This is a genomic window from Erythrobacter sp. NE805, from assembly GCF_046452355.1.
Taxonomy (GTDB): domain Bacteria; phylum Pseudomonadota; class Alphaproteobacteria; order Sphingomonadales; family Sphingomonadaceae; genus Erythrobacter.
Genome location: NZ_JBKFDI010000004.1, coordinates 211,631 through 231,096 on the forward strand (window position 1 = coordinate 211,631; position 19,466 = coordinate 231,096).

The window sequence follows — 19,466 nt, forward strand, 5'->3', positions numbered from 1 at the left end:
CCTGACAGGAGTGCGCCGATGAAGATCGGTCAGGTGTTCGCGACCAGCTTCGCCATGTTCCGCCAGCGCTTCTGGCCGCTCGTGGGCCTGTGGGCGGTGTTCCTCGTGATCCAGATCGCAGGGACCTTCGCGCTCGGTATCCTCGGGGTGGTGCTCGGCATGCAGGCGATCACCGCCGGCGCAACGGGGGGTCTGGAGGAGCCGGGCGCGCTGGCGGGGATGGGGATCGGGATGATCGTCTTCCTGGTGCTGTTCTACGCCGCCTACCTCGTCGTCTTCCTCGCCCAGCAGGCGGCGCTGGTGACGCTAGCCTCGCCGCTCGAGGAACCCGCGTTCGGCGCGGCGCTCGCCAAGGGGTTCCGGAGCGCACTGCCGTTCTTCGCGATGACGCTGGTCGGCGTGATCGCCTGGCTCGCCTTCGTCGCGGTGACCGACAGCCTCGCGGCGCTTGCCGGGGACGCTGGCGCGGCGGTCGAAGTGGTGGTGGCGCTCGCGGTCCTGCCGCTGCTGGCGTGGCTCGGCTGCCGCCTTGCCGTGCTGGTCCCGGTGGTGGCGGTCGAGGAGGTGTGGAACCCGCTCGCCGCGCTCCGCCGCTGCTGGGCCGTCACCCGGGGCAGGGCCGGGGACGTGTTTCTCGCGCTGCTCGCCTTCGGGGCAGTGAGCCTCGCGGCGGTCGGCGTGCCGTTCCTCGTCTTCCTCTATGCCGTGGGGTCGACGAGCGGGGAACCCGAAACGGCCGTGTGGGTGGTGCTCGGCGGCCTCCTCCTCTTCATCCCGCTGCTCATCGCCTTCTCGATCTATGCGCCGGCCTTCATCGCCGCGATGCACAGCGAGATGACGGGCGGCGGGGCGGAGTCGCTCGAGGAGGTCTTCGCCTGAGCTAGAGCTCGCGCAGCGCCCGCGCCGGTTTGGCTCGCAGCAGCGGCAGCGAGCCGCCGAGTGCGAAGCCGAGCACCAGCGCGATGCCGAACCCGAGCACGGCGAGCACCTCGCCCCAGTCGGGCAGCCAGTCGAATTCGAACAGCCGGGTAATCACCACCCAGGCGAGCCCGCCCCCGAGCCCCAGCGCGACCAGCGCCAGCACCCCGGCGAGAAGGCCATATTCGGCGAGTTGCAGCAGCAGGATCTGCCGCCGGCTCGCGCCCAGCACCCGCAGCATCACCGTGTCGTAGGTCCGCGCCGCCCGCGCCGCGGCGATCGCGCCCATCAGCACCGCGAGCCCCGCGAGCACCGTCACCGCCGCCGCCGCGAGCGTCGCGAGACTGACCTGTTCGAGCAGCTTCCTCGCCTCGACGAGAATGCCGCCCACCTCGATCACCGAGGAGGAGGGCATCTCCCTCACCAGCGCGCGCAGCAACCGGCCCTGCGCGGCGTCGTCGGCGCCGGGGGGCAGGTCGATGGTCGCGGCGATCTTGTGCGGCGCGTCCGAGATCGCGTTGCGGCTGAACACCAGCGCGAAGTTGAAGCCCATGCTCTCCCAGTCGATCTCGCGCAGATTGGCGACCCGCGCCGTCCGCTCGACCCCGAGGATGCCGATCGTGAGGTAGTCGCCGACCTTCAGCCCCACCGCCTCGGCGAAGTCGGCGTCGACCGAGACGAGCGGCTCGCCGGTGTAGAAGGGCCCCCACCATTGGCCCGCGGTGATGCGGTTGCCCTGGGGCAGGTTGTCGGCATAGGTCAGCCCGCGCTCGCCGCGCAGCGCCCAGGCACCCTCGGGGAGCTCCTTGAGGTCGGCGACGCGGATCATCCGGCCCTTGGGGCCGTAGGCGAGCACCGCGCCGCGCATCGTCGGCACCGAGCGGATCGTCGCCTTGGGGAACTCGGCGCGCACGAGGCTCGCGAAGCGCGCTTCGCCGTCCTGCGGCACGTCGAGCACGAAGTAGTCGGGCGCCTCGCGCGGCACGCGGCTCGCGATGTTGCCGTCGATCGCGCTCTGCACCGCGGCGAGGAGGACGAAGGCGGCGAGCCCGAAGCCGAGCGCGGTCACCAGCGCTCCGGTCGGCGCGCCGGGACGGTAAATGTTGGCGAGCGCGCTCCTCAGCAGCGGGTTGGCGGGGCGGGGGAGGCGGCGCACCGCCGCCTGGATCGCCCAGCCGAGCCCCGCGAGCAGCACCAGCGCACCGCCCGCACCCAGCAGGAACCCGCCCGAGAGCATCGGCTGCGCCGTGGTGGCAAGCGCCAGCACGCAAATTGCCGCAAGGCCGAGCCCGGTCGCGATCAACGCCCGCCGGTCACGCGCCAGCGGCACGACCCCTGAGCGCATCAGCGCCATCGCCGGGAAGGTCCGCGCGCGCAGCAAGGGCGCGGCGGCGAAGGCGAAGGCGACCAGCAGGCCGTAGGATGCTGCCAGCGCGAGCTGCGCAGGCGCGACGATGAAGCCGCTTTCGACCGGAAGGAGCCCCTGGAGCGCGCTCGCCAGCAGCGGCGTCACCGCGACCCCGGCGGCCAGCCCCGCAAGGCTGCCCACCAGCGCCGCGACGCCGATCTGCATCGCATAGATGCGCACGATGTCGGAGGAGGTCGCGCCGAGCACCTTGAGGGTGGCGATGCTCGCCCGGCGCTGGTCGAGATAGGACGACACGCCGCCCGCGATCCCGATCCCGGCGATCACGAGCGCGGCGAGGCCGACCAGCGTCAGGAAATCGCTCATCTGCCGCACGAAGCGCTCCGCGCCGGGCGAGGCGCGGTCGCGGGTGCGGATGTCGAAGCCGGCATTGGGGAAGCGCTGGGTGAGCGCCTCCTCCACCGCGGCGGGGCTCCCCGCGCCGGCCTTGAAGGCGATGCGGTGCTTGCTCTGGTAGAGCGCGCCCGGTTCGAGCAGCCCGGCTTTGCCCGGCACGTCGGCGGCGACGATGATCGTGGGGCCGAGCTGGAAGCCTTCGGAGAGCCGGTCGGGCTCGTCCTTGATGATGCCTGCCGCGCGCAGGGTCAGCCGGCCGACCTTGAAGCTGTCGCCGAGCCCGATCCCGAGCCGCTCCAAGGCGGTGCGCGCGATCCAGGCGTCGGTGCCGGTCGGCGCGCCCGCCGTCCGCCCGTCGGCGAGGGTCAGCGTCCCGAACATCGGCCACTTCGCGTCGACCGCCTTCAGCTCGATCGGTGCGGCGGCCTCGGGCGTGCTCGCCATCGCCTGCATCCGGAAGCCGCTCGAGACGCGGCCATAGGCCTCGAGCGCGGTGCGCTCCTCGGGGCGCAGGTCGCGCTGCCAGACCTCGACCTCGAGATCGCCGCCGAGCAGTTCCTGCCCGCTCGAGGCGAGTTCGCGCTCGATCGCGGCGGTGAGCGTGCCGATCGCGGCGAGGGCGGCGGTGCCGAGGAAGATGCAGACCAGCAGCAGCCTGAGGCCGCGGAAGCGCGCGTTGAGGTCGCGCCGGGCGATGCGCCAGGCGGTGGCGAGGGGAAGGCTCATGCCGCCGCCGTCGTCCCTGCGCGGGTGTCGGAGACGATCACCCCGTCGGCCATGGTCAGCACCCGCTCGCAGCGCGTGGCGAGGCTCGCGTCGTGGGTGATGATGAGCAGCGTCGCCCCGGTCTCGGCGCGGCGGGCGAAGAGGAGCTTGACGATCTCCTCGCCGGTCGCGGCGTCGAGGTTGCCGGTCGGCTCGTCGGCGAAGATGAGGTCGGGGCGCGGCGCGGTGGCGCGGGCGATGGCGACGCGCTGCTGCTCGCCGCCCGAAAGCTGGGTGGGGTAGTGCCCGGTGCGGTGCGCGAGGCCGACCGCTGCGAGTTCCGCGAGCGCCCGGGGGGCGGCGTCCGCCATGCCGGCGAGTTCCATCGGGGTCGCGACGTTCTCGGCCGCGGTCATGGTGGGGAGGAGGTGGAAGGCCTGGAGCACGATCCCGATACGCCCCCGGCGCGCGGCGGCGAGCCCGTCCTCGTCGAGGCTCGCGAAGTCCGCCCCGGCGACGGTCAGGCTCCCCCCGCTCGCGCGCTCGAGGCCGGACAGCACCGCCATCAGCGAGCTCTTGCCCGATCCCGAGGGGCCGAGCAGGGCGACCACCTCCCCGCGCGCGATGTCGAGATCGATCCCGCGCAGGATCGTGACCGGCGCAGCATTGCTGCCGAGGGTGAGGGTGAGGTTGCGGGCGCTGATCGCGAGAGAGGGACTTGTCACGCGGCTTCGATGGCATAGGTGAGGGGTTGCAACAAGCTACTGGTATGGAAGGCGGTCGGATGCGCAAGGGTGGTTGGTCGAAAATCGGCGTCGTCGGTGCCGGCCTCCTCGCGCTCGCCGCCTGCGGGAGCGAGCCCGATGCCGCGCAGGCCCCTCCCGGCGGGATCGCCGAGGACGGCCAGCCGACCCTCCCCGCGGTCCCGGTGATGGGGCCCGAGCGCAAGATCATCGCTTTCGGGGACAGCCTCTTCGCGGGCTACGGCCTCGACCCGCGCGATGCCTATCCCGAGAAGCTCGAGGGCGCTTTGCGCGCGCAGGGGATCAATGCCGACGTCATCAACGCCGGCGTCTCGGGCGACACCACCGCGGCGGGATTGAACCGGCTCGAATTCACCCTCGCCGCGCAAAAGGACGGGCCGCCGGCGCTGTTCATCCTCGAATTGGGCGGCAATGACCTCCTGCGCGGGCTCTCGCCCGAGGAGACCAAGGCGAACCTCGGCAAGATGCTCGCGATCCTCCGGAAGCAGAAGGTGCCCGTGCTGCTGATGGGGATGCGCGCGCCGCCCAACTACGGCCCGGAGTTCCAGGCGCAGTTCGACGCGCTCTACGCCGATCTCGCGAAGGAGTATGGCGCGACGCTGATCCCCTTCTGGCTCGAGGACATCTACCGCGATCCCGCGCTGTTCCAGTCGGACCGCATCCACCCCACCGCCGACGGGATCGAGCGGCTGGTGGCCTCGACGCTCGGCGAGGTGGAGGGGGCGCTGCCGAAGGAACAGAAGTAGCCTTCGTCATCGCCAGCCGAAGGCAGGGGGGTGAGAGACCCGTCCTAGCCCGCGCAAGACCCCTCCAAGCCCCTTCCAAACCCCCTCTAGACCCGCTCCACACCCCCGCCGGACACCCGCCAGATCGCCGCCTCGCCGCGAATTGCGTCGAAGGGGGCGAGTTCGGTGCCGGTCATCCACACCTGCGCGCGGCCTTCGCGCAGGCGCCGGAACAGCTCGGTGCGGCGCAGCGGATCGAGGTGGGCGGCGACCTCGTCGAGCAGCAACACAGAGGGGCGGCCCGCGGCGGCGAGGATGCCGTGGGCGAGGGTGATGGCGATCAGCATCGCCTTCTGCTCGCCGGTCGAACAGGACGCGGCGGGCTGGCGGGTGGCGGCCATTTCCACTTGCAATTCATCGCGTTGCGCACCCGTTAGGGCGCGCCCCGCAGCCCGGTCGCGGGGGCGGCTCTTGGCGAGTTCGGCCCGCAGCGCAGTCTCGTCCATCGGGCCGCCGGGACGGTAGGTGAGGGCAGGCCGCGCGAAGGGCTCGGGCGGCAGGGCGGAGAGCTCGTCGGCGAGCCGCAGCACGAGGTCCGCGCGGGCGCGCGCGACGCTCGCGCCATGCTCGGCCGCCTGAGCCTCCACGGCATCGAGCCAGCGGGGATCGGCCCTGTCTTCCAGCAACTTGCCTCGCTCGCGTAGGGCCGCCTCGAGGGCATTCACGCGGCGCGCGTGATCGGGCGCGATGGCGAGCGCCATGCGGTCCATGAACCGCCGCCGTGCCCCCGCGCTCTCGGTGAAGAGCCCGTCCATTGCGGGGGTCAGCCAGCTCAATGCGAGCCACTCGGCGAGGCTCGCCGCCGTCGCCGGGGCGCCGTTGACCCGCACCAGCCGGCGACCGGGTTGCCCGGCTTCGGTGTAGGTGCCGATCCGCGCCGACAAGGCGCCTGCCTCCGAGAGGCTCGCCCCGATCGCGAAAGCGCCCGGCGCCTCGCCCGGCGCGCTGCGGCGCGCGAGGTCGCCGAGGTTCGCGCGCCTGAGGCCCCGGCCCGGCCCGAGCAGCGACAGAGCCTCGAGGAGGTTGGTCTTGCCCGCCCCGTTCTCGCCGACCAGCAGGTTGAAATGCGCGGTCTCGGCAAGGCTCGTCGCGGCGTGGTTGCGGAAGTTTGCGAGGGTGATGCGGCTGAGGCCCATGGCGCCTCGGGGTAGCGGGAGGGGGCGCGTTTGGCCAGTGCGCGGGTCGTGTCAAAAGGTGCCTCGCCAACCCTTGGCGAAAATTCCCAAGCTTTCGCTTTGCTGAACCTGGGGTTGGTCCCGCGACAGCCGCGAACCCACGCAAATCCGCGGTTTTTCGAGTTTGGCACGGCTGATGCAAAGTATCCGGCATCCCCGGGACGGTCCCGGAAACGCCAGACAGAAGACCCAAGGAGACCTCAGATGTTCGTCACCGAAACCGCAAACCGCCTCGCCGCCGCCGCCTTCTCGGTGGTGCTCTCGGCCGCCTTCCTCGCCTACGCGATCATCCCCGCCAGCCCCTCGCTCGTCGCCTGATCCGCCCGCAGATCACTCCAGACCCAAGGACCCAGACCCATGTTCGGACAAGACACCACCGCCCGCTTCGCTTCGGCCGCTTTTGCCGTCGTGCTGACCGTTGCAAGCTTCGCCTACGCCATCGTCCCCGCCACCCCGGGCCTGATGGCCTGATCGTCACCACCCAGAAGGAAGACTGACCACCATGAGCGACATCATCGGCAACCCGGGCGGCAAGCCCCCCCGCGCCGGCTTCCGCCTCGACAAGCGGGACGGCAAGGTGTTCGGCGTCTGCGCCGGGATCGGCAACTATTTCGGCGTCGATCCGATGCTGGTCCGCATCGGCTTCGTGCTCGCCACGCTGCTGGGCTTCGGCAGCCCGGTGCTGATCTACCTCGCGATCGCCCTGATCGCCGACTGAGTGCAGCGCCGGACAAGCGGTTCCCGGTTATCGGGCCGCTGCACCTGATTTGGAAGACCGGGAAGGGGGCTATCGGCCCCCTTTCTTTTTGCCGGCGTTTCAGACCGCCCGCCCCGCCTCCCCACCCGGCCACCAATAGTACCACTATTTTGTGGTGGCCGGGTGGGGAGGCGGGGCGGGCGGTCTGCCACTCACATCGCCGAAATGCCGCCGTCGAGCTTCAATTCCGCGCCCGTCATGAAGCGGCTCTCGTCGCTGGCGAGGTAGACCACCGCATTGGCGATGTCGTTGGGCTCGCCGACGAATTTCAAGGGGATCTGCCGCGCAAGCTTCTCCATCAGCACGTCCTTGTCGAGCGCGTGCGCCCGCGCCGTGCCGTCGAGGATCGGCGTGTCGACGAAAGTCGGGTGCACCGAGTTGCAGCGGATCTGCATCCCCTTCTTCGCACAGTGCAGCGCGATCGACTTCGACAGCATCCACACCGCCGCCTTCGAGGCATTGTAGGCCGGCATGGTGTCGCTCGCGATCAGCCCGGCGATGCTCGAAATGTTGATGATCGAGCCCGGCGCGTGCTCGCGCATCAGCGGGAGCGCCTTCTGGCAGCCGTGGAAGATCGAGTTGACGTTGATGTCGAAGCAGCGCTGCCAGTCGCCGAAGTCGCAGGCCTCGATGTTGCCCGGAACGCCGATCCCGGCGTTGTTGACGAGCACGTTGAGGCCGCCGAGCTTCTCCCGCCCGGCCTCGACCGCGGCTTCCCACTGATCGGGCTTGGTGACGTCATGCGCCATCCCGAAGGCGGTGCCCTTGCCGAGTTCGGCGTTGATCAGCGCCGCCGTCTCCTCGGCGCCCGCGCCGTTGATGTCGGTCGCCAGCACCCGCGCGCCTTCCTGCGCGAGGCGGATGCAATGCGCGCGGCCGAGGCCCTGCGCCCCGCCGGTCACCAGCGCGAGCTTGCCCGCAACACGTCCTGCCATAGTTCTCATTCCTCTCCCAAGTATCCCGGTGTCAGCAGCATCGCTATCCGCACATCGACCGCATGGCCAGCCCGCCGCCACTCGGCGACGAAGCGCGCGAGATCGCGCAGCGCGACGCGCTGCACGGTGATGCTCTCCCCCTCGGTCCCGCCGCCTTCGCCAACGCGTTCGAGCCCGGTCGCCTTCAAGAGCGTGAAGGCTTCCGAGACCATGCCGGGGGAGGAGTAGAACTCGCCCAGCACCTCGAGGCTGGCGGCGCGGTAGCCGGTCTCTTCCTCGAGCTCGCGCCCGGCGGCGGTGAGGGCGTCCTCGCCCTCGCCGCCCGCATCGTCGCCGACGAGCCCGGCGGGAATTTCGAGGCTGAAGCGCCCGAGCGGCACCCGGTACTGGCTGACGAGGATCACGTGGCGCGTGCCGTCAGGGTCGACGTCGAGCGCGATGATCGCGGCGGCGCGAATGCCGCGCGCGCGCCCGACATATTCCCAGCGCCCCCGCGTCTTGGCGGTGATGAAACGGCCCTCCCACATCACCTGCTCGGGCAGGTCGGCGTCGCGGTCTCGTTCCAAGGTTTGCTCCGTCCAAAGCTTCGGAGCGCCCTTCGACAGGCTCGCGCACGAAGGGTCAAGGGGCTAAATCGTCACACCTCGATCAGCCGGTCGGGGAGCTCGTTCACGTCGTCCTCGGCGCGCGGGAAGTGCTCGGCGAGGACGTGGCCGACGTCGCGGATGCCGACCGCGAGGCCCTCGGCGATGCGGCCGTGCCGGATATGCGCGAGCATGTCTCCCATCGCCTCGCCCCACACCTCCGCGGGGACCTTCGCCGCGATGCTCTCGTCGGCGACGATCTCCGCTCGGTGCTCGCGCATCGAGAGGTAGATGAGCACGCCGGTGCGCCCGGTGGTGCGGCGCTCGGCTCCGACCTTGAATTGCCGCACCGCCTGGTTGTGGACGCGCATCGTCTTGACGGGTGCGGGGATCAGCCAGAACCTGAGCGGCTGCCACTGCTGGACCAGCAGCACGCCGAGGAACTTGATAAGCCCCAGCGCTATGACCATGCTGGCGAGCTCGCCCGTCGACCACTGGTGACCCCAGCCGGCGAAGAGCGCGTCCCAGGCGTCGAGGAAAGGTCTCGGGACAGCCGCGAAGACGCTCATCGCGGTGAAGGCCGCCCCGATCGCCCAGAGGAGGGCGACGTCGCTGTAACCGTCCGAGCTGTCCGCGAGCACGACGACGATCTCGCCCGAGGTCTGTGCCTCGGCCTCGGTCACGGCGGCGCCGACGAGCTGGCGACCGGCTTCATCCATGTGCGCCATCACCATCCTCCCGAGGCGCCGCCGCCACCGAAAGAGCCGCCACCGCCGGAAAAGCCGCCGCCTCCGCCGAACCCGCCGCCGCCACCCCATCCGCCGCCGTCGCCGCCTCGGCCGCTGTTGATGAGCCCGCGCGCGACGGCGCTGCCGACCTCCCACAGGATCACGTCGCGCGCCGTGTCGCCGAGGTCGCGGCTGCCCCACGGACCCTTGCCGCTCGAGCGGTACTTCCGCCGCCGCCCGCGCCCGGCCATGATCGGCAGGATGAAGAAGAAAAACAGGAAGGCGATCCAGATCAGCGCGCCGACCGGGAAGCCGCCGTCACGCTTGCGGGCCTCGCCCGCCTCAGATGCGACCTTCGCCGCCTCCTCGGGCGGAAGTTGCAGCTGCGCGATGATCGCATCGGTCCCCGCAGCGATGCCTCCGGGAAAGTCGCCGTCGCGGAAGGCGGGCAGGATCTGGTTCTGGACGATCAGCGAGGACAGCGCGTCGGTGAGATAGCCCTCGAGCCCGTAGCCGACCTCGATCCGCACCTTGCGGTCGTTGGGCGCGACCAGCAGGATCGCGCCGTCGTTGCGCTCCTTGTCGCCGAGGCCCCAGGCGCGGCCGAGCTGGTAGCCGTAGTCGGCGATGTCGTAGCCTTGGAGGTCAGGCACGGTGGCGACCACCAGCTGCCGCTGCGACTGGGTCTCCAGCGCCTCGAGCTTGGCGGAGAGCTGTGCCTCGGCTTCGGGAGGCAGGATATCGGCCGCATCGACCACACGGCCGCTGAGCGGCGGGAACTGCGGCTCGGCCGCGAGCGGCGCGGCGATCAGCGCGAGCAGGGCGGCGAGGAGTGCGGGCAGGAACCGGGTCACGATCCGCTCCCCTCTGGCCGAGCCTTCGCGACTTGCGCAGCGACGGTCGTGTCGACGGTATCCACCGCCCGCTTCATGGCGCCTTCGAAATCGCGAATGATGAGATGGGGGGTGACCTCGTTGTTGAGGGCTTCGGACAACGCCTTCAGCTCGCGCGATCCGGTCTCCAGCACGCCTGGATCGCCCGGGATCTCGCCGCTCCGGGGCGGTCGGGTCGTGACCACCGCGAGAGTGCGCTCTGCCGGGTCGAGCGACAGCACAAGGACGACGCGCGGGATCTTCGGAAGAACCTGCATGCGCTCGGCCTCGATTGCCCAGGCGAAAGCATCGGCTGCCTTTCCGCCTAGGTCCCCGGTCGTCGCGATCACGAAGTCGAGACCGCTGTCGCGGCGGACCTTCGCGAGCCGCTCCCGCAACTCGGTCTCGGCGGCATCGCCGAGCACCTCCGCCTGATCGCGCAGCTGTAGGTCTGGCGACCGGAAATCCTGTGGCTGCGCTCCTGCCGGGACTCCCAGCAGGGCGCAGGCAAGCATCGCGACGCGCAGCACGCGGCTAGTTCGCGGTCATGTCGAGCTTGGGCGCCGCCTCGGCCCCCTCGGTGACGGCCTTGTAGGGCACCATCGGCTCGGCGCCGTGGATGACGTTTGCGCCGACCGAATCCGGGAAGGTGCGGATCGTCGTGTTGTACTTGCGCACTGCCTCGTTGTAGTCGCGGATCGCGACGGCGATGCGGTTCTCGGTGCCTTCGAGCTGGCTCTGCAGGGCGAGGTAGTTCTGGTTCGACTGGACCTGCGGATAGGCCTCGACGCTGGCGAGCAGGCGGCCGATCCCGGCGCCGAGCTGGCTCTGCGCGGCGGCATATTGCTCGACCTTGGCCGGATCGTCGAGATCATCGGCGGTGATGTTGACGCTGGTCGCGCGGGCGCGGGCCTCGGTCACCTGGGTGAGGATCGCGCGCTCGTTCTCCCCGGCGCCCTTCACCACCTCGGCGAGGTTGGGGATGAGATTGGCGCGGCGCTGGAACTGCGCCTCGACATCGGCCCACTTGGCCTTCGCTTCCTCCTGGGCCGCGGGCACCGAATTGATCCCGCAGGCGGCGAGGCTCAGCGCGGCGAGGGCGGCGAAGGCGCCGCGCAGCAGGTTGGAAAAGCGCATAGGAAACCCCTCCTGTAGCCGCGGATGACGCGCATCGGGCGGCGGACGTTCTGTATTGCCAATATAGCACACCAAGGTCCCCTTTCAAGCGGTGGACGATGCCGATCGCGGGGTCTTGGCAGAGCGGCGGGCCGGTGTCAGAACGGAGCCAAACGGCAAGAACCAAGGGGATCGTCATGCTCTCGGAATTCCGGGCCTTCATCGCGCGCGGCAATGTCATGGACCTTGCGGTCGGCGTCATCATCGGCGCCGCCTTCGGGGCGATCGTCAAGTCGCTGACCGACGAGATCATCATGCCGCTCGTCGGCGCCGTCTTCGGAGATATAGACTTTTCAGACCGTTACATCGTCCTCTCGGGCATGGTCGTCGACGGCGCCCCGCTCGAGGCCGCGCGCCAGGGGGGTGCCAACGTGCTCGGCATCGGGGCCTTCGTCTCGGTGGTCATCAACTTCCTGATCCTGTCCTTCATCATCTTCCTGATGGTGCGCTACGTGAACCGCCTCACCGCCCGGCTCTCCAAGCAGGAGGAGGCCGCGGCGGAGCCTGCCGGGCCGACCGAGATCGAACTGCTCACCGAAATCCGCGACGCGCTGAAGAAGTGACCGGGCACGCGATGTCTCACGTGAAACATCGCTGCGAAGGCCGGGCAAGACCGGCCTGAAGGGGGTCTGGAAGGGGTCTGGAGGGGGGCTGGCGCCCGCTCGAGGCGGTGTCGACCCACCCTGCCGCAGGCTCCCCTCGGCACAGCCCCCGCGCCTCTTCACATTCGCGGCACTCGCGCCTATATCGCCTCTCGCCGGTCTCGGCCGGCTATGGCGATAAACGATGCTGTGCAATAGGCACAACGGACCCGGGGGCAGTACCCGGCGGCTCCACCACCTGGGCCGAGCAACCCGGTCAGCACGCGTGGACCGCGTGCCGACCGAGCGGCTCAGCTGATGGGGCCGAACCAGGATCGACGTGTGTTGAAAGGCAGTGTTTTCGCCCGGGCTGAGTAACCCGTTAAAGGCTCAAAACCATAAGTGCCAACGACAACGAAGCACTTGCTCTCGCCGCGTAATGTGACGGCCTGACGGCCTGAATTTACAACGCCACGAGCACGGTTCGGACCGAACCGGGTAACAGAATCGGAGACCGGGCGCCCGGGGGAGCGTAGCAACAGAATCCCCCACCTCGCCGCCCGGCACCTCGCGGCGCGGTAACCTTCCGCCGCAGCCACCCGAACTCCCCTCCCATGATCGACACCACCATCCGTCCGCTCGAACGCGGCGACCTCGCGCGCGTCGCCTTTCTCGTCGAGGCGACCGGGATGTTTCCGCCCGAGATGCTCGCAGGCATGACCGCCGCGCATTTTGCAGGCGACGAGGGCCAGCGCTGGATCGTCGCCGCGGGCGAGGAGGCGGTGGGCGCCGCCTACTACGTCCCCGAGCCGCTCACCGAGGGGACCTGGAACGTGCTGATGATCTGCGTCGACCCCGCCGCCCACGGACAGGGGATCGGCGCCGCGCTGATGCGCCACATCGAGGCCGAGCTCGCCGGCGAGGGCGCGCGCGTGCTGCTGGTCGAGACCTCGGGCACGGAGGGCTTCGCGCGCACCCGCGGCTTCTACGACATGCTCGGCTACGCGCGCGAGGCGCGGATCCGCGACTACTACGCTGCGGGCGACGACAAGGTGATCTTCAGGAAGGCGCTCGCCTGAGCCGGGCTATTCGCCCCGCACGCCCTCGCGCAGCGCCGCCACTTCCTTCTCGAGCCTGAGGCAGTCGAGGATCTTCGCCCCCGCCAGAAACACCGCGCCGGTGGTGGCGAGGAACAGCAGCTTGCCGCCGAAGCCGGGGTAGTCGTGAAGGTAGATGATGCCCCGCATCGTCGAGCCCAGCGCGAGGGCATAGATGATCATGAACGCCTCGATGCGCGTCTTGATCACGAACAGCCTTCCGAGCCTGCGCAGCATCGCCTTCCTTCGCGCTTCCCGCGACTCCGCCCCTGAGTCGCCTTAAGGTTGAGGTAACCTTACGCCCGTCCCCCGGGAGTCGCCAAACGCGTTAACCAAGCTCGCCGAGATCAAGCGCGTCGAGCAGCGCGGCCCGCGCGGCGATGACGTCCCGAGCGAGATTTTCGGAAGCCAAATCAATGGGGTCGATCTGCTCGGGCCAATGTGCCGCAATGACACGCTCGAGAAGGTCGGCCTTCGCCGCGTCGAGCAGGAAGCGCGGATCGACCGTCGCGGGATCGCACACGACGCGCAGCCGCAGGCAGGCCGGGCCGCCGCCGTTCGCCATCGACTGCCGCACGTCGACCGGGATCACCTGACGGATCGGGCCGTTGCCGGCGAGCATCGCTTGGGCCCACGCCCACACGCTTGCGCTCTCGCGGCATTCCTCGGGGACGATCAGCGCCATGCTGCCGTCGGGGAGGGTCAGAAGCTGGGCGTTGAAGAGGTAGGTGCGGATCGCCTCTTCCAGCGTCACGGCGGAGGAGGGCACCTCGACCACCTCGAGCGCGGGGAAGGCCGCCCGGATCGCCTCGTAGGCGCCCTGCTGGTCGGCGAAGGCCCTGTCGTGGGTGAACAGCACCCGGCCGTTGGCGACCGCGACGACGTCATTGTGGAAGGCCCCTGCGGCGATCGCCTCGGGGTTCTGCTCGATGAACAGCGTGCGTTCGGGCGCGAGCCCGTGGCGGCGCGCGACGAGGCGGCTTGCCTGCTCGTGCTGGCGCGCGGGGAAGCGGCCGCCCGGCTTGCCGTAGACGAACACCTCGACTCCGGGGGCATCGTGGCTCGTCGCGAGGCGCATGTGGTTCGCCGCGCCCTCGTCGCCGAAGGTCGGCGGGACCGCGTCGTGGACCGCGAAGTGGCGTGTGTCGGCGAAGGCGATGTCGAGCTGGCGCTTGGTGTCGGGCCATTCCTGTGCGCGGTGGAGCATCGTCACGAGGTTCGCCGCGGTGAGGTGGCATCGCCCGTCGGCGGTGTCGGGCGCGGGCGAGACGGTCGCGGCATTGGCGGTCCACATCGCGGAAGCCGACCACGCCGCCGCGCGCAGCTGCGGCGGCTCGGTGCCGTCGAGTGCGAGCGCCTCCAGCAGCGCGCGGTTGGGGCGGGGGAGCGGCAGGAGGAAGCCCTGCACGCCAAGCCGGGCGAGATTGCCGCGCATCTTCTCCACCCCCTGAAGCGCCGCCGCGCGCGGGTAGGAGGTGTCGCCCCCGTGGCTCGCGCTTGCGATGTTGCCGAGGCTGAGCCCGGCGTAATTGTGCGAGGGGCCGACGATCCCGTCGAAGTTGATTTCGGTGAGCACGCTCTCAGGTCCTCTTCGTCATTGCGAGCGACCGAAGGTCGCGCGGCAATCCATGGTCGAACTGTTCGGCAAGCGTGCGGGCCATGGATCGCCGCGTCGCTGCGCTCCTCGCGATGACGAGGTGTTGCCTTACCGCCCCACACTCCACACCAGGTCGCCCTCGCAGACGTCGAGGAGGTCGGCGCTGGCGCTGTCGATGGCGATGCCGCCGTCTGCGCCCAGCACCCGCGCGCCGAAGCAGGCGCGGAAGGTGCCGAGCCGCCCGGTGGCGAGGATCGCGCGCTCGCCCTCGGCGACGTCGAGCGTCGTGATGCGGGCCTCGCAGGCGTTCCGGACGGTCGCGACATTGTCGGTGCGGGCGATCATGGTCGGGCCGCCGTCGAAGATGTCGACGTAGTTCTCGTAGCGGAAGCCCTCGTCCTCGAGCATCCGCATCGCGGCGCGGCCCGTCGGGTGGGGGACGCCGATCACGCTGCGCGCGTCCTCGCTCAGCATCGCGACATAGACCGGGTGCTTGGGCATGAGGTCGGCGATGAACTGGTTGCCGTGGATCGCGTTGAAATAGTCCGCGTCCTGGAAGCTCATCCCGAAGAACCGCCCCGCGACGCCCTCCCAGAAGGGCGATCCGCCGCGCTCGTCGATGATACCGCGCAGCTCGGCGAGGATGCGCTCGGCGAAGCGGGGCCGGTGCATCGCGACGAACAGGTAGCGCGAGCGGGCGAGCAGCAGGCCGAGGCCCCCGGCGCGCTCATTGGGGTGGAGGAACAGCCCGCCGACCTCGCTCGATCCCTCGAGATCGGTGACGAGGCTGAGGAGCTCGGCCCTGACCGTCCGGTCAAGTTCCTGCGAATACTGGGTGAGGGTGTTGAGGCGATAGGAGTAGAAGGGCCAGCGCTGGCCGACCTGGCTCATCAGCTGGCAGGTGCCGCGCACGGCGCCGCTGCGGGCGTTCTCGAGCACCAGCACGAAGAGCTCGTCGGCAAGGCTGTCCGCGTCGCGCGCGAAGGCGGCCTCGGCGCGCTCGAGCTTGGTGCGCAGCGCGGCGCGGTCGGGGGGCAGATTGGTGAAGCCGCCCCCGGTGAGCTTGGCCATCTCGTAGAGCGCCTCGAGATCGGCGGGGCGCGCGGCGCGCAGGCGGAAGGTCAATCGAGGGCTCCTGAGGCGAGGCGGGTGATGACGCGGGCGGAAAGCGCGGCGCGCTCGGCGAGGCTGGGGACGATGAGATACTCGTCGGGCGAGTGGATCGCCCCGCCGCGCACCCCCATGGTGTCGACGACGGGGACGCCGCAGGCGGCGATGTTGTTGCCGTCGCACACCCCCCCGGAGCGCTGCCAGCGGATGTCCTGCCCGAGCTCGGCGCCGCACTGGCGCACGAGGTCGAAGAGGCGCTGCGCCTGCGCGTCGACCGGCTTGGGCGGCCGGGTGATGCCGCCGTGGCGGTGGATGGCGACATCGTGCTCGGCTGCGATCGCAGCGAGGGCGCGGGCGAGGGCCTGTTCGAAACCCGCCCCGGCCTCGGTCGTGCGGGGCCGGATGTTGAAGCGCAGCACCGCGTGGTCGGGGACGACATTGTTCGCCGAGCCCCCGTCGAGCTTCGCCGGGTTGATGGTGATCTCCCCCGTCTCGAGCGCCTTCAGCCTGAGGATAAGGTCGGCCGCGGCGACCACCGCGTTGCGCCCCTCCTCGGGGTTTCGCCCGGCGTGGGCGCTCTTGCCGGTGAAGGTGACGGAGTAGTTCCCGGTCCCCCCGCGCTCGTGCGCCAGCGTCCCGTCGGGGAGCGCGGCGGGCTCGTAGGTGAGCGCGGCGAGCTTGCCCTGTGCGAGCGCGGCGATCAGCGCGGCGCTGGCGAGCGAGCCCGTTTCCTCGTCCGAATTGATGAGCACGTCGTAGCCCAGCGCGCTCGCCCCCGCGCTCTCCTCGAAGGCGAGCAGCGCGTGGAGCATCACCGCAATCCCGCCCTTCATGTCGGCCACGCCGGGGCCGTTCAGCGTCTCGCCGTCGATCCAGGTCTGGCGCTGGAAGGGGTGGTCGGCGGGGAAGACCGTGTCCATGTGGCCGGTCAGGAGGATGCGCCGGTTCGCCTCGGGCCGCACCTTGAGGACGAGGTGCCTGCCATGGGGCTTCGCATACTCGGAACCATCGGCGGCGATCGCGGTGACCGGGGCAGGCTCGACCAGCTCGACCCGTCCGGGGAGCGCGCCGAAGGCCTCGGCGAGCATCTCGGCTTGGCTTGCGAGCCCGGCGAGGTTCGCGGTGCCAGTGTTGACCGCGCTCCACGCCTGCACCTGCGCCAGCATCGCGCCCGCGTCGATCCTCGCCCCTGTCGCCTCCTGTCGCATCCGCCCCCTCTAGCCGCCCATTCGCGCCAGTCCAACCCGTTGCAATCATGCCCCCCCTGCGCCATAGCGCCAGCCGTCCTCTCCTCCCCAGGTTCACGCCGCCAAGAGGACCCCGCATGACTGACACGACCACCCGCGCCGGCCTGACCGTCGATACCGCCCTCGCGACCTTCCTCGAGACTGAGGTGCTCAGCCCCCTGGGCCGCGACGCAGGGGCCTTCTGGCAGGGCTTCGCCGCGCTCCTCGCCGACTTCGCGCCGCGCAACCGCGCGCTGCTGGAAAAGCGCGAGGCGTTGCAGGCGCAGATCGATGCCTGGCATGGCGAGCGCGCCGGCAAGCCCCACGATCCGGCGGCCTACAAGGCGTTCCTTCAGGAGATCGGCTACCTCGTCCCCGAGCCGGGCGCATTCACCATCGGCACCCGGAACGTCGATCCCGAGATCGCGACGATGGCCGGGCCGCAGCTGGTCGTCCCGATCCTCAACGCGCGGTTCCTGCTCAACGCCGCCAACGCGCGCTGGGGGAGCCTCTACGATGCCTTCTACGGCACCGACGCGCTCGATGCGCCGGCTCCTACGCCGGGCGGCTATGACGCGGCGCGGGGCGCCGCGGTGATCGCCCGGGTGCGGGGTTTTCTTGATGAAACACTCCCGTTGGCGGGCGGTGCGAGCTGGCATCAACTTGCCGCGCGCGAGGAAATCCAACTTGCCGATCCGGGGCAGCTTGTTGGAACGACCGCAAAGGGTTTGCTGTTTAAGAACAATGGCTTGCACATCGAAGTCGTCTTCGATCCGAGCACCCCGGTGGGCGCAACCGACAAAGCCGGGATCGCCGACGTGGTGATCGAATCCGCGCTCACCACCATCGCCGACTGCGAGGATTCGGTCGCGGCGGTCGACGCCGCGGACAAGCTCCTCGCCTACACCAACTGGCTCGGCATCATCCGCGGCGACCTCCAGGAGAGTTTCGCGAAGGGCGGCAAGACGCTCACTCGCAAGCTGGCGGAGGACAAGAGCTACACCGCGCCCGACGGCTCGCAGCACACGCTCAAGGGTCGCAGCCTGATGTTCGTGCGCAATGTCGGCCACCTGATGACCAACCCGGCGATCCGCCTGCCCGACGGCAGCGAGATCCCGGAAGGCATCATGGACGCGGTCTTCACCTCGGCGATCAGCACCTTGAACGTCGAGGGCAAGGGCCGCTTCGGCAACTCGCGCACCGGCTCGATCTACATCGTCAAGCCCAAGATGCACGGGCCCGAGGAATGCGCCTTCACCAACGACCTGTTCGATGCCGTCGAGGACCTGCTCGGCCTCCCGCGCCACACGATCAAGGTCGGGGTGATGGACGAGGAGCGCCGCACCAGCGCCAACCTCGCCGCCTGCATCCACGCCGTGCGCGACCGGATCGTCTTCATCAACACCGGCTTCCTCGACCGCACCGGGGACGAGATCCACACTTCGATGCGCGCCGGGCCGATGCTGCGGAAGGGCGCGATGAAGGGCTCGGCGTGGCTCAAGGCCTATGAGGCGCGCAACGTCGCGATTGGCCTCCGCCACGGCCTCTCGGGCAAGGCGCAGATCGGCAAGGGCATGTGGGCCGCGCCCGACCTGATGGGGCAGATGATGGTCGAGAAGATCGGCCACCTCAAGGCGGGCGCGAACACCGCATGGGTGCCCTCGCCGACCGCCGCGACGCTCCATGCGCTCCACTACCACCAGGTCGACGTGTTCGACGTGCAGAAGCACCTGCCCGCACCCGCCGGGCTCGACGACCTGCTGGCGATCCCGCTGGCGGACGGCGCGAACTGGTCCGAGGCGGAGATCCGCGAGGAGCTCGACAACAATTGCCAGGGCCTGCTGGGCTATGTGGTGCGCTGGATCGATCAGGGCGTCGGCTGCTCGAAGGTGCCCGACATCAACGACGTGGGCCTGATGGAGGACCGCGCGACGCTGCGCATCTCCTCGCAGCACATCGCCAATTGGCTGCTCCACGGGGTGATCACCGAGGCGCAGGTCATGGATTCGCTCGCGCGCATGGCGGCCAAGGTCGATGCCCAGAACGCGGGCGACCCGCTCTACGAGCCGCTCACCGGCAACGAGGACGGCGCGGCCTTCAGCGCGGCGAAGGACCTGATCTTCAAGGGGGTGGAGCAGCCCTCGGGCTACACCGAGCCGCTGCTCCACGCCTGGCGCCTCAGGAAGAAGGCGGGCTAGGTCAGCGGCCTCCCGTTGAGGTCGATCTCCCCGCGCAGGACGGCAGCCACCTTGGCGATCCGCTCGTCCCGCGTCTCCGCGCGCTTGGCCGAGGCGACCATGTAGGCAAGCGCGCGCTGCTTGCCGGGGGTGGCGGCCTCCCACAGCGCGCGCATTCCGGGATCGCGGGCGAGGGCCTCGGCGAGGCGCTCGGGGACCTCGACCGCATCCTGATCGGCGATCCGGAAGCGCAATTCGACTGCGTCGCCGAGCCGCTTGCCAATCGCGGCGAGGAGCTTCTTCGAGAGCAGGATGTAGTGCTCGCCGCGCACCGGGGTCAGCGCCGCCTCGATGGGGTGGTCGTCGACCTCGCCGGTGATGCGCAGCTTGGGATACTGGTCGAGGGGCAGGTCGGCCTTCACCTCGTGCGGCACGAAGATCACGGTGTAGCGGTAGCGCTCCGAGCCGACGTCGTGATGGACCACCTCGGCGGTGAAGCTGTGGGGGAAATACATGG

Annotated in this window: 22 protein-coding genes and 1 other RNA gene; 9 read left to right on the forward strand and 14 right to left on the reverse strand. The window is 70.0% G+C overall.

Translation table 11 applies throughout. The features are described 5' to 3' along the window. The first annotated feature begins 18 nt into the window (after nucleotides 1-18). A complete protein-coding gene (locus ACLBKU_RS15060) occupies nucleotides 19-879 on the forward strand; it encodes a hypothetical protein (protein ID WP_410180376.1) in 861 nt (286 codons plus the stop codon). A gap of 1 nt (nucleotide 880) precedes the next feature. On the opposite strand, the gene ACLBKU_RS15065 is transcribed toward ACLBKU_RS15060, so the two are convergent. Together ACLBKU_RS15065 and ACLBKU_RS15070 are read right to left on the reverse strand one after the other, a co-directional pair. Further along, nucleotides 881-3,406, reverse strand: coding sequence for an ABC transporter permease (locus ACLBKU_RS15065; protein ID WP_410180377.1), 2,526 nt, complete (start codon nucleotides 3,404-3,406; stop codon nucleotides 881-883). Continuing rightward, complete coding sequence (locus tag ACLBKU_RS15070) at nucleotides 3,403-4,110, reverse strand: ABC transporter ATP-binding protein (RefSeq protein WP_410180378.1); 708 nt, start codon at nucleotides 4,108-4,110, stop codon at nucleotides 3,403-3,405. The genes ACLBKU_RS15065 and ACLBKU_RS15070 overlap by 4 nt, the downstream gene beginning before the upstream one ends. Nucleotides 4,111-4,169: 59 nt before the next feature. Here ACLBKU_RS15070 and ACLBKU_RS15075 point away from each other — a divergent pair, with 59 nt between their 5' ends. Next, nucleotides 4,170-4,895: an arylesterase gene (locus tag ACLBKU_RS15075; protein WP_410180379.1), complete on the forward strand. Its 726-nt coding sequence runs from the start codon at nucleotides 4,170-4,172 to the stop codon at nucleotides 4,893-4,895. Nucleotides 4,896-4,981: 86 nt separating this feature from the next. On the opposite strand, the gene recF is transcribed toward ACLBKU_RS15075, so the two are convergent. Next, nucleotides 4,982-6,070, reverse strand: a complete 1,089-nt coding sequence (recF, locus tag ACLBKU_RS15080) for a DNA replication/repair protein RecF (RefSeq protein ID WP_410180380.1) — start codon at nucleotides 6,068-6,070, stop codon at nucleotides 4,982-4,984. A gap of 243 nt (nucleotides 6,071-6,313) precedes the next feature. Between recF and ACLBKU_RS15085 the strand changes: the two genes are divergently transcribed. From ACLBKU_RS15085 to ACLBKU_RS15095, 3 genes are read left to right on the forward strand one after another with little or no spacing between them, the layout of a single operon-like run. Continuing rightward, a complete protein-coding gene (locus ACLBKU_RS15085; RefSeq protein WP_410180381.1) occupies nucleotides 6,314-6,427 on the forward strand; it encodes an enoyl-CoA hydratase in 114 nt (37 codons plus the stop codon). A gap of 39 nt (nucleotides 6,428-6,466) precedes the next feature. Next, nucleotides 6,467-6,580, forward strand: coding sequence for an enoyl-CoA hydratase (locus tag ACLBKU_RS15090; RefSeq protein ID WP_410180382.1), 114 nt, complete (start codon nucleotides 6,467-6,469; stop codon nucleotides 6,578-6,580). 31 nt (nucleotides 6,581-6,611) lie between these two features. Next, entirely contained in the window at nucleotides 6,612-6,827 is a 216-nt protein-coding gene (locus ACLBKU_RS15095) for a PspC domain-containing protein (RefSeq protein WP_410180383.1), read from the forward strand. Nucleotides 6,828-7,018: 191 nt separating this feature from the next. Here ACLBKU_RS15095 and ACLBKU_RS15100 read toward each other — a convergent pair whose 3' ends face one another. From ACLBKU_RS15100 to ACLBKU_RS15125, 6 genes are all read right to left on the reverse strand, one after another. Continuing rightward, nucleotides 7,019-7,801, reverse strand: coding sequence for an SDR family oxidoreductase (locus ACLBKU_RS15100; protein ID WP_410180384.1), 783 nt, complete (start codon nucleotides 7,799-7,801; stop codon nucleotides 7,019-7,021). Nucleotides 7,802-7,806: 5 nt separating this feature from the next. Continuing rightward, nucleotides 7,807-8,328 (reverse strand): NUDIX hydrolase, encoded by a 522-nt coding sequence (locus ACLBKU_RS15105; RefSeq protein WP_410180561.1) that lies wholly within the window; start codon nucleotides 8,326-8,328, stop codon nucleotides 7,807-7,809. Nucleotides 8,329-8,438: 110 nt separating this feature from the next. Beyond that, nucleotides 8,439-9,113, reverse strand: a complete 675-nt coding sequence (locus ACLBKU_RS15110; RefSeq protein WP_410180385.1) for a TPM domain-containing protein — start codon at nucleotides 9,111-9,113, stop codon at nucleotides 8,439-8,441. Next, on the reverse strand, nucleotides 9,113-9,967 hold the full coding sequence (locus ACLBKU_RS15115; RefSeq protein WP_410180386.1) for a TPM domain-containing protein: 855 nt from the start codon (nucleotides 9,965-9,967) through the stop codon (nucleotides 9,113-9,115). Before ACLBKU_RS15115 ends, ACLBKU_RS15110 begins: the two co-directional genes overlap by 1 nt. After that, nucleotides 9,964-10,515, reverse strand: coding sequence for a hypothetical protein (locus ACLBKU_RS15120; RefSeq protein ID WP_410180387.1), 552 nt, complete (start codon nucleotides 10,513-10,515; stop codon nucleotides 9,964-9,966). The genes ACLBKU_RS15115 and ACLBKU_RS15120 overlap by 4 nt, the downstream gene beginning before the upstream one ends. Before the next feature lie 4 nt (nucleotides 10,516-10,519). Further along, a complete protein-coding gene (locus ACLBKU_RS15125) occupies nucleotides 10,520-11,122 on the reverse strand; it encodes a LemA family protein (RefSeq protein WP_410180388.1) in 603 nt (200 codons plus the stop codon). Between the two features lie 176 nt (nucleotides 11,123-11,298). Between ACLBKU_RS15125 and mscL the strand changes: the two genes are divergently transcribed. The 3 genes from mscL to ACLBKU_RS15140 all read left to right on the forward strand — a co-directional run bounded on the left by mscL (nucleotide 11,299) and on the right by ACLBKU_RS15140 (nucleotide 12,821). Next, the gene (mscL, locus tag ACLBKU_RS15130) at nucleotides 11,299-11,724 is read left to right on the forward strand and encodes a large conductance mechanosensitive channel protein MscL (protein WP_410180389.1); all 426 of its coding nucleotides are present in this window, start codon (nucleotides 11,299-11,301) and stop codon (nucleotides 11,722-11,724) included. A 153-nt stretch (nucleotides 11,725-11,877) separates the two neighbouring features. After that, nucleotides 11,878-12,258: a transfer-messenger RNA gene (gene ssrA / locus ACLBKU_RS15135) on the forward strand. Nucleotides 12,259-12,356: 98 nt separating this feature from the next. Beyond that, entirely contained in the window at nucleotides 12,357-12,821 is a 465-nt protein-coding gene (locus ACLBKU_RS15140) for a GNAT family N-acetyltransferase (RefSeq protein WP_410180390.1), read from the forward strand. Nucleotides 12,822-12,827: 6 nt separating this feature from the next. Here the strand turns inward: ACLBKU_RS15140 and ACLBKU_RS15145 are convergent, their stop codons facing one another. The 4 genes from ACLBKU_RS15145 to ACLBKU_RS15160 all read right to left on the reverse strand — a co-directional run bounded on the left by ACLBKU_RS15145 (nucleotide 12,828) and on the right by ACLBKU_RS15160 (nucleotide 16,754). Next, nucleotides 12,828-13,076, reverse strand: a complete 249-nt coding sequence (locus tag ACLBKU_RS15145; protein ID WP_410180391.1) for a hypothetical protein — start codon at nucleotides 13,074-13,076, stop codon at nucleotides 12,828-12,830. A gap of 91 nt (nucleotides 13,077-13,167) precedes the next feature. Beyond that, nucleotides 13,168-14,415 (reverse strand): N-succinylarginine dihydrolase, encoded by a 1,248-nt coding sequence (locus ACLBKU_RS15150; RefSeq protein WP_410180392.1) that lies wholly within the window; start codon nucleotides 14,413-14,415, stop codon nucleotides 13,168-13,170. A gap of 129 nt (nucleotides 14,416-14,544) precedes the next feature. After that, complete coding sequence (locus ACLBKU_RS15155) at nucleotides 14,545-15,561, reverse strand: arginine N-succinyltransferase (RefSeq protein WP_410180393.1); 1,017 nt, start codon at nucleotides 15,559-15,561, stop codon at nucleotides 14,545-14,547. Further along, nucleotides 15,558-16,754 carry a hydrolase gene (locus ACLBKU_RS15160; protein ID WP_410180394.1) on the reverse strand — a complete coding sequence of 399 codons (1,197 nt, stop codon included), beginning with the start codon at nucleotides 16,752-16,754 and terminating at the stop codon, nucleotides 15,558-15,560. The genes ACLBKU_RS15155 and ACLBKU_RS15160 overlap by 4 nt, the downstream gene beginning before the upstream one ends. Nucleotides 16,755-16,870: 116 nt before the next feature. Here ACLBKU_RS15160 and ACLBKU_RS15165 point away from each other — a divergent pair, with 116 nt between their 5' ends. After that, nucleotides 16,871-18,970: a malate synthase G gene (locus ACLBKU_RS15165; protein ID WP_410180395.1), complete on the forward strand. Its 2,100-nt coding sequence runs from the start codon at nucleotides 16,871-16,873 to the stop codon at nucleotides 18,968-18,970. On the opposite strand, the gene ACLBKU_RS15170 is transcribed toward ACLBKU_RS15165, so the two are convergent. Further along, nucleotides 18,967-19,464: a YdeI/OmpD-associated family protein gene (locus ACLBKU_RS15170; RefSeq protein WP_410180396.1), complete on the reverse strand. Its 498-nt coding sequence runs from the start codon at nucleotides 19,462-19,464 to the stop codon at nucleotides 18,967-18,969. The two genes, ACLBKU_RS15165 and ACLBKU_RS15170, sit on opposite strands and share 4 nt — an antisense overlap. Nucleotides 19,465-19,466: the final 2 nt, after the last annotated feature.

Bases quoted from the DNA above. Each gene is read 5' to 3' on its own strand.
- recF (WP_410180380.1), bottom strand. From the start codon at position 6,070: ATGGGCCTCAGCCGCATCACCCTCGCAAACTTCCGCAACCACGCCGCG.
- ACLBKU_RS15060 (WP_410180376.1), top strand. From the start codon at position 19: ATGAAGATCGGTCAGGTGTTCGCGACCAGCTTCGCCATGTTCCGCCAG.
- ACLBKU_RS15160 (WP_410180394.1), bottom strand. From the start codon at position 16,754: ATGCGACAGGAGGCGACAGGGGCGAGGATCGACGCGGGCGCGATGCTG.
- ACLBKU_RS15100 (WP_410180384.1), bottom strand. From the start codon at position 7,801: ATGGCAGGACGTGTTGCGGGCAAGCTCGCGCTGGTGACCGGCGGGGCG.
- ACLBKU_RS15085 (WP_410180381.1), top strand. From the start codon at position 6,314: ATGTTCGTCACCGAAACCGCAAACCGCCTCGCCGCCGCCGCCTTCTCG.
- ACLBKU_RS15145 (WP_410180391.1), bottom strand. From the start codon at position 13,076: ATGCTGCGCAGGCTCGGAAGGCTGTTCGTGATCAAGACGCGCATCGAG.
- ACLBKU_RS15105 (WP_410180561.1), bottom strand. From the start codon at position 8,328: ATGTGGGAGGGCCGTTTCATCACCGCCAAGACGCGGGGGCGCTGGGAA.
- ACLBKU_RS15075 (WP_410180379.1), top strand. From the start codon at position 4,170: ATGCGCAAGGGTGGTTGGTCGAAAATCGGCGTCGTCGGTGCCGGCCTC.
- mscL (WP_410180389.1), top strand. From the start codon at position 11,299: ATGCTCTCGGAATTCCGGGCCTTCATCGCGCGCGGCAATGTCATGGAC.
- ACLBKU_RS15110 (WP_410180385.1), bottom strand. From the start codon at position 9,113: ATGGCGCACATGGATGAAGCCGGTCGCCAGCTCGTCGGCGCCGCCGTG.
- ACLBKU_RS15170 (WP_410180396.1), bottom strand. From the start codon at position 19,464: ATGTATTTCCCCCACAGCTTCACCGCCGAGGTGGTCCATCACGACGTC.
- ACLBKU_RS15065 (WP_410180377.1), bottom strand. From the start codon at position 3,406: ATGAGCCTTCCCCTCGCCACCGCCTGGCGCATCGCCCGGCGCGACCTC.
- ACLBKU_RS15095 (WP_410180383.1), top strand. From the start codon at position 6,612: ATGAGCGACATCATCGGCAACCCGGGCGGCAAGCCCCCCCGCGCCGGC.
- ACLBKU_RS15140 (WP_410180390.1), top strand. From the start codon at position 12,357: ATGATCGACACCACCATCCGTCCGCTCGAACGCGGCGACCTCGCGCGC.
- ACLBKU_RS15165 (WP_410180395.1), top strand. From the start codon at position 16,871: ATGACTGACACGACCACCCGCGCCGGCCTGACCGTCGATACCGCCCTC.
- ACLBKU_RS15090 (WP_410180382.1), top strand. From the start codon at position 6,467: ATGTTCGGACAAGACACCACCGCCCGCTTCGCTTCGGCCGCTTTTGCC.
- ACLBKU_RS15125 (WP_410180388.1), bottom strand. From the start codon at position 11,122: ATGCGCTTTTCCAACCTGCTGCGCGGCGCCTTCGCCGCCCTCGCCGCG.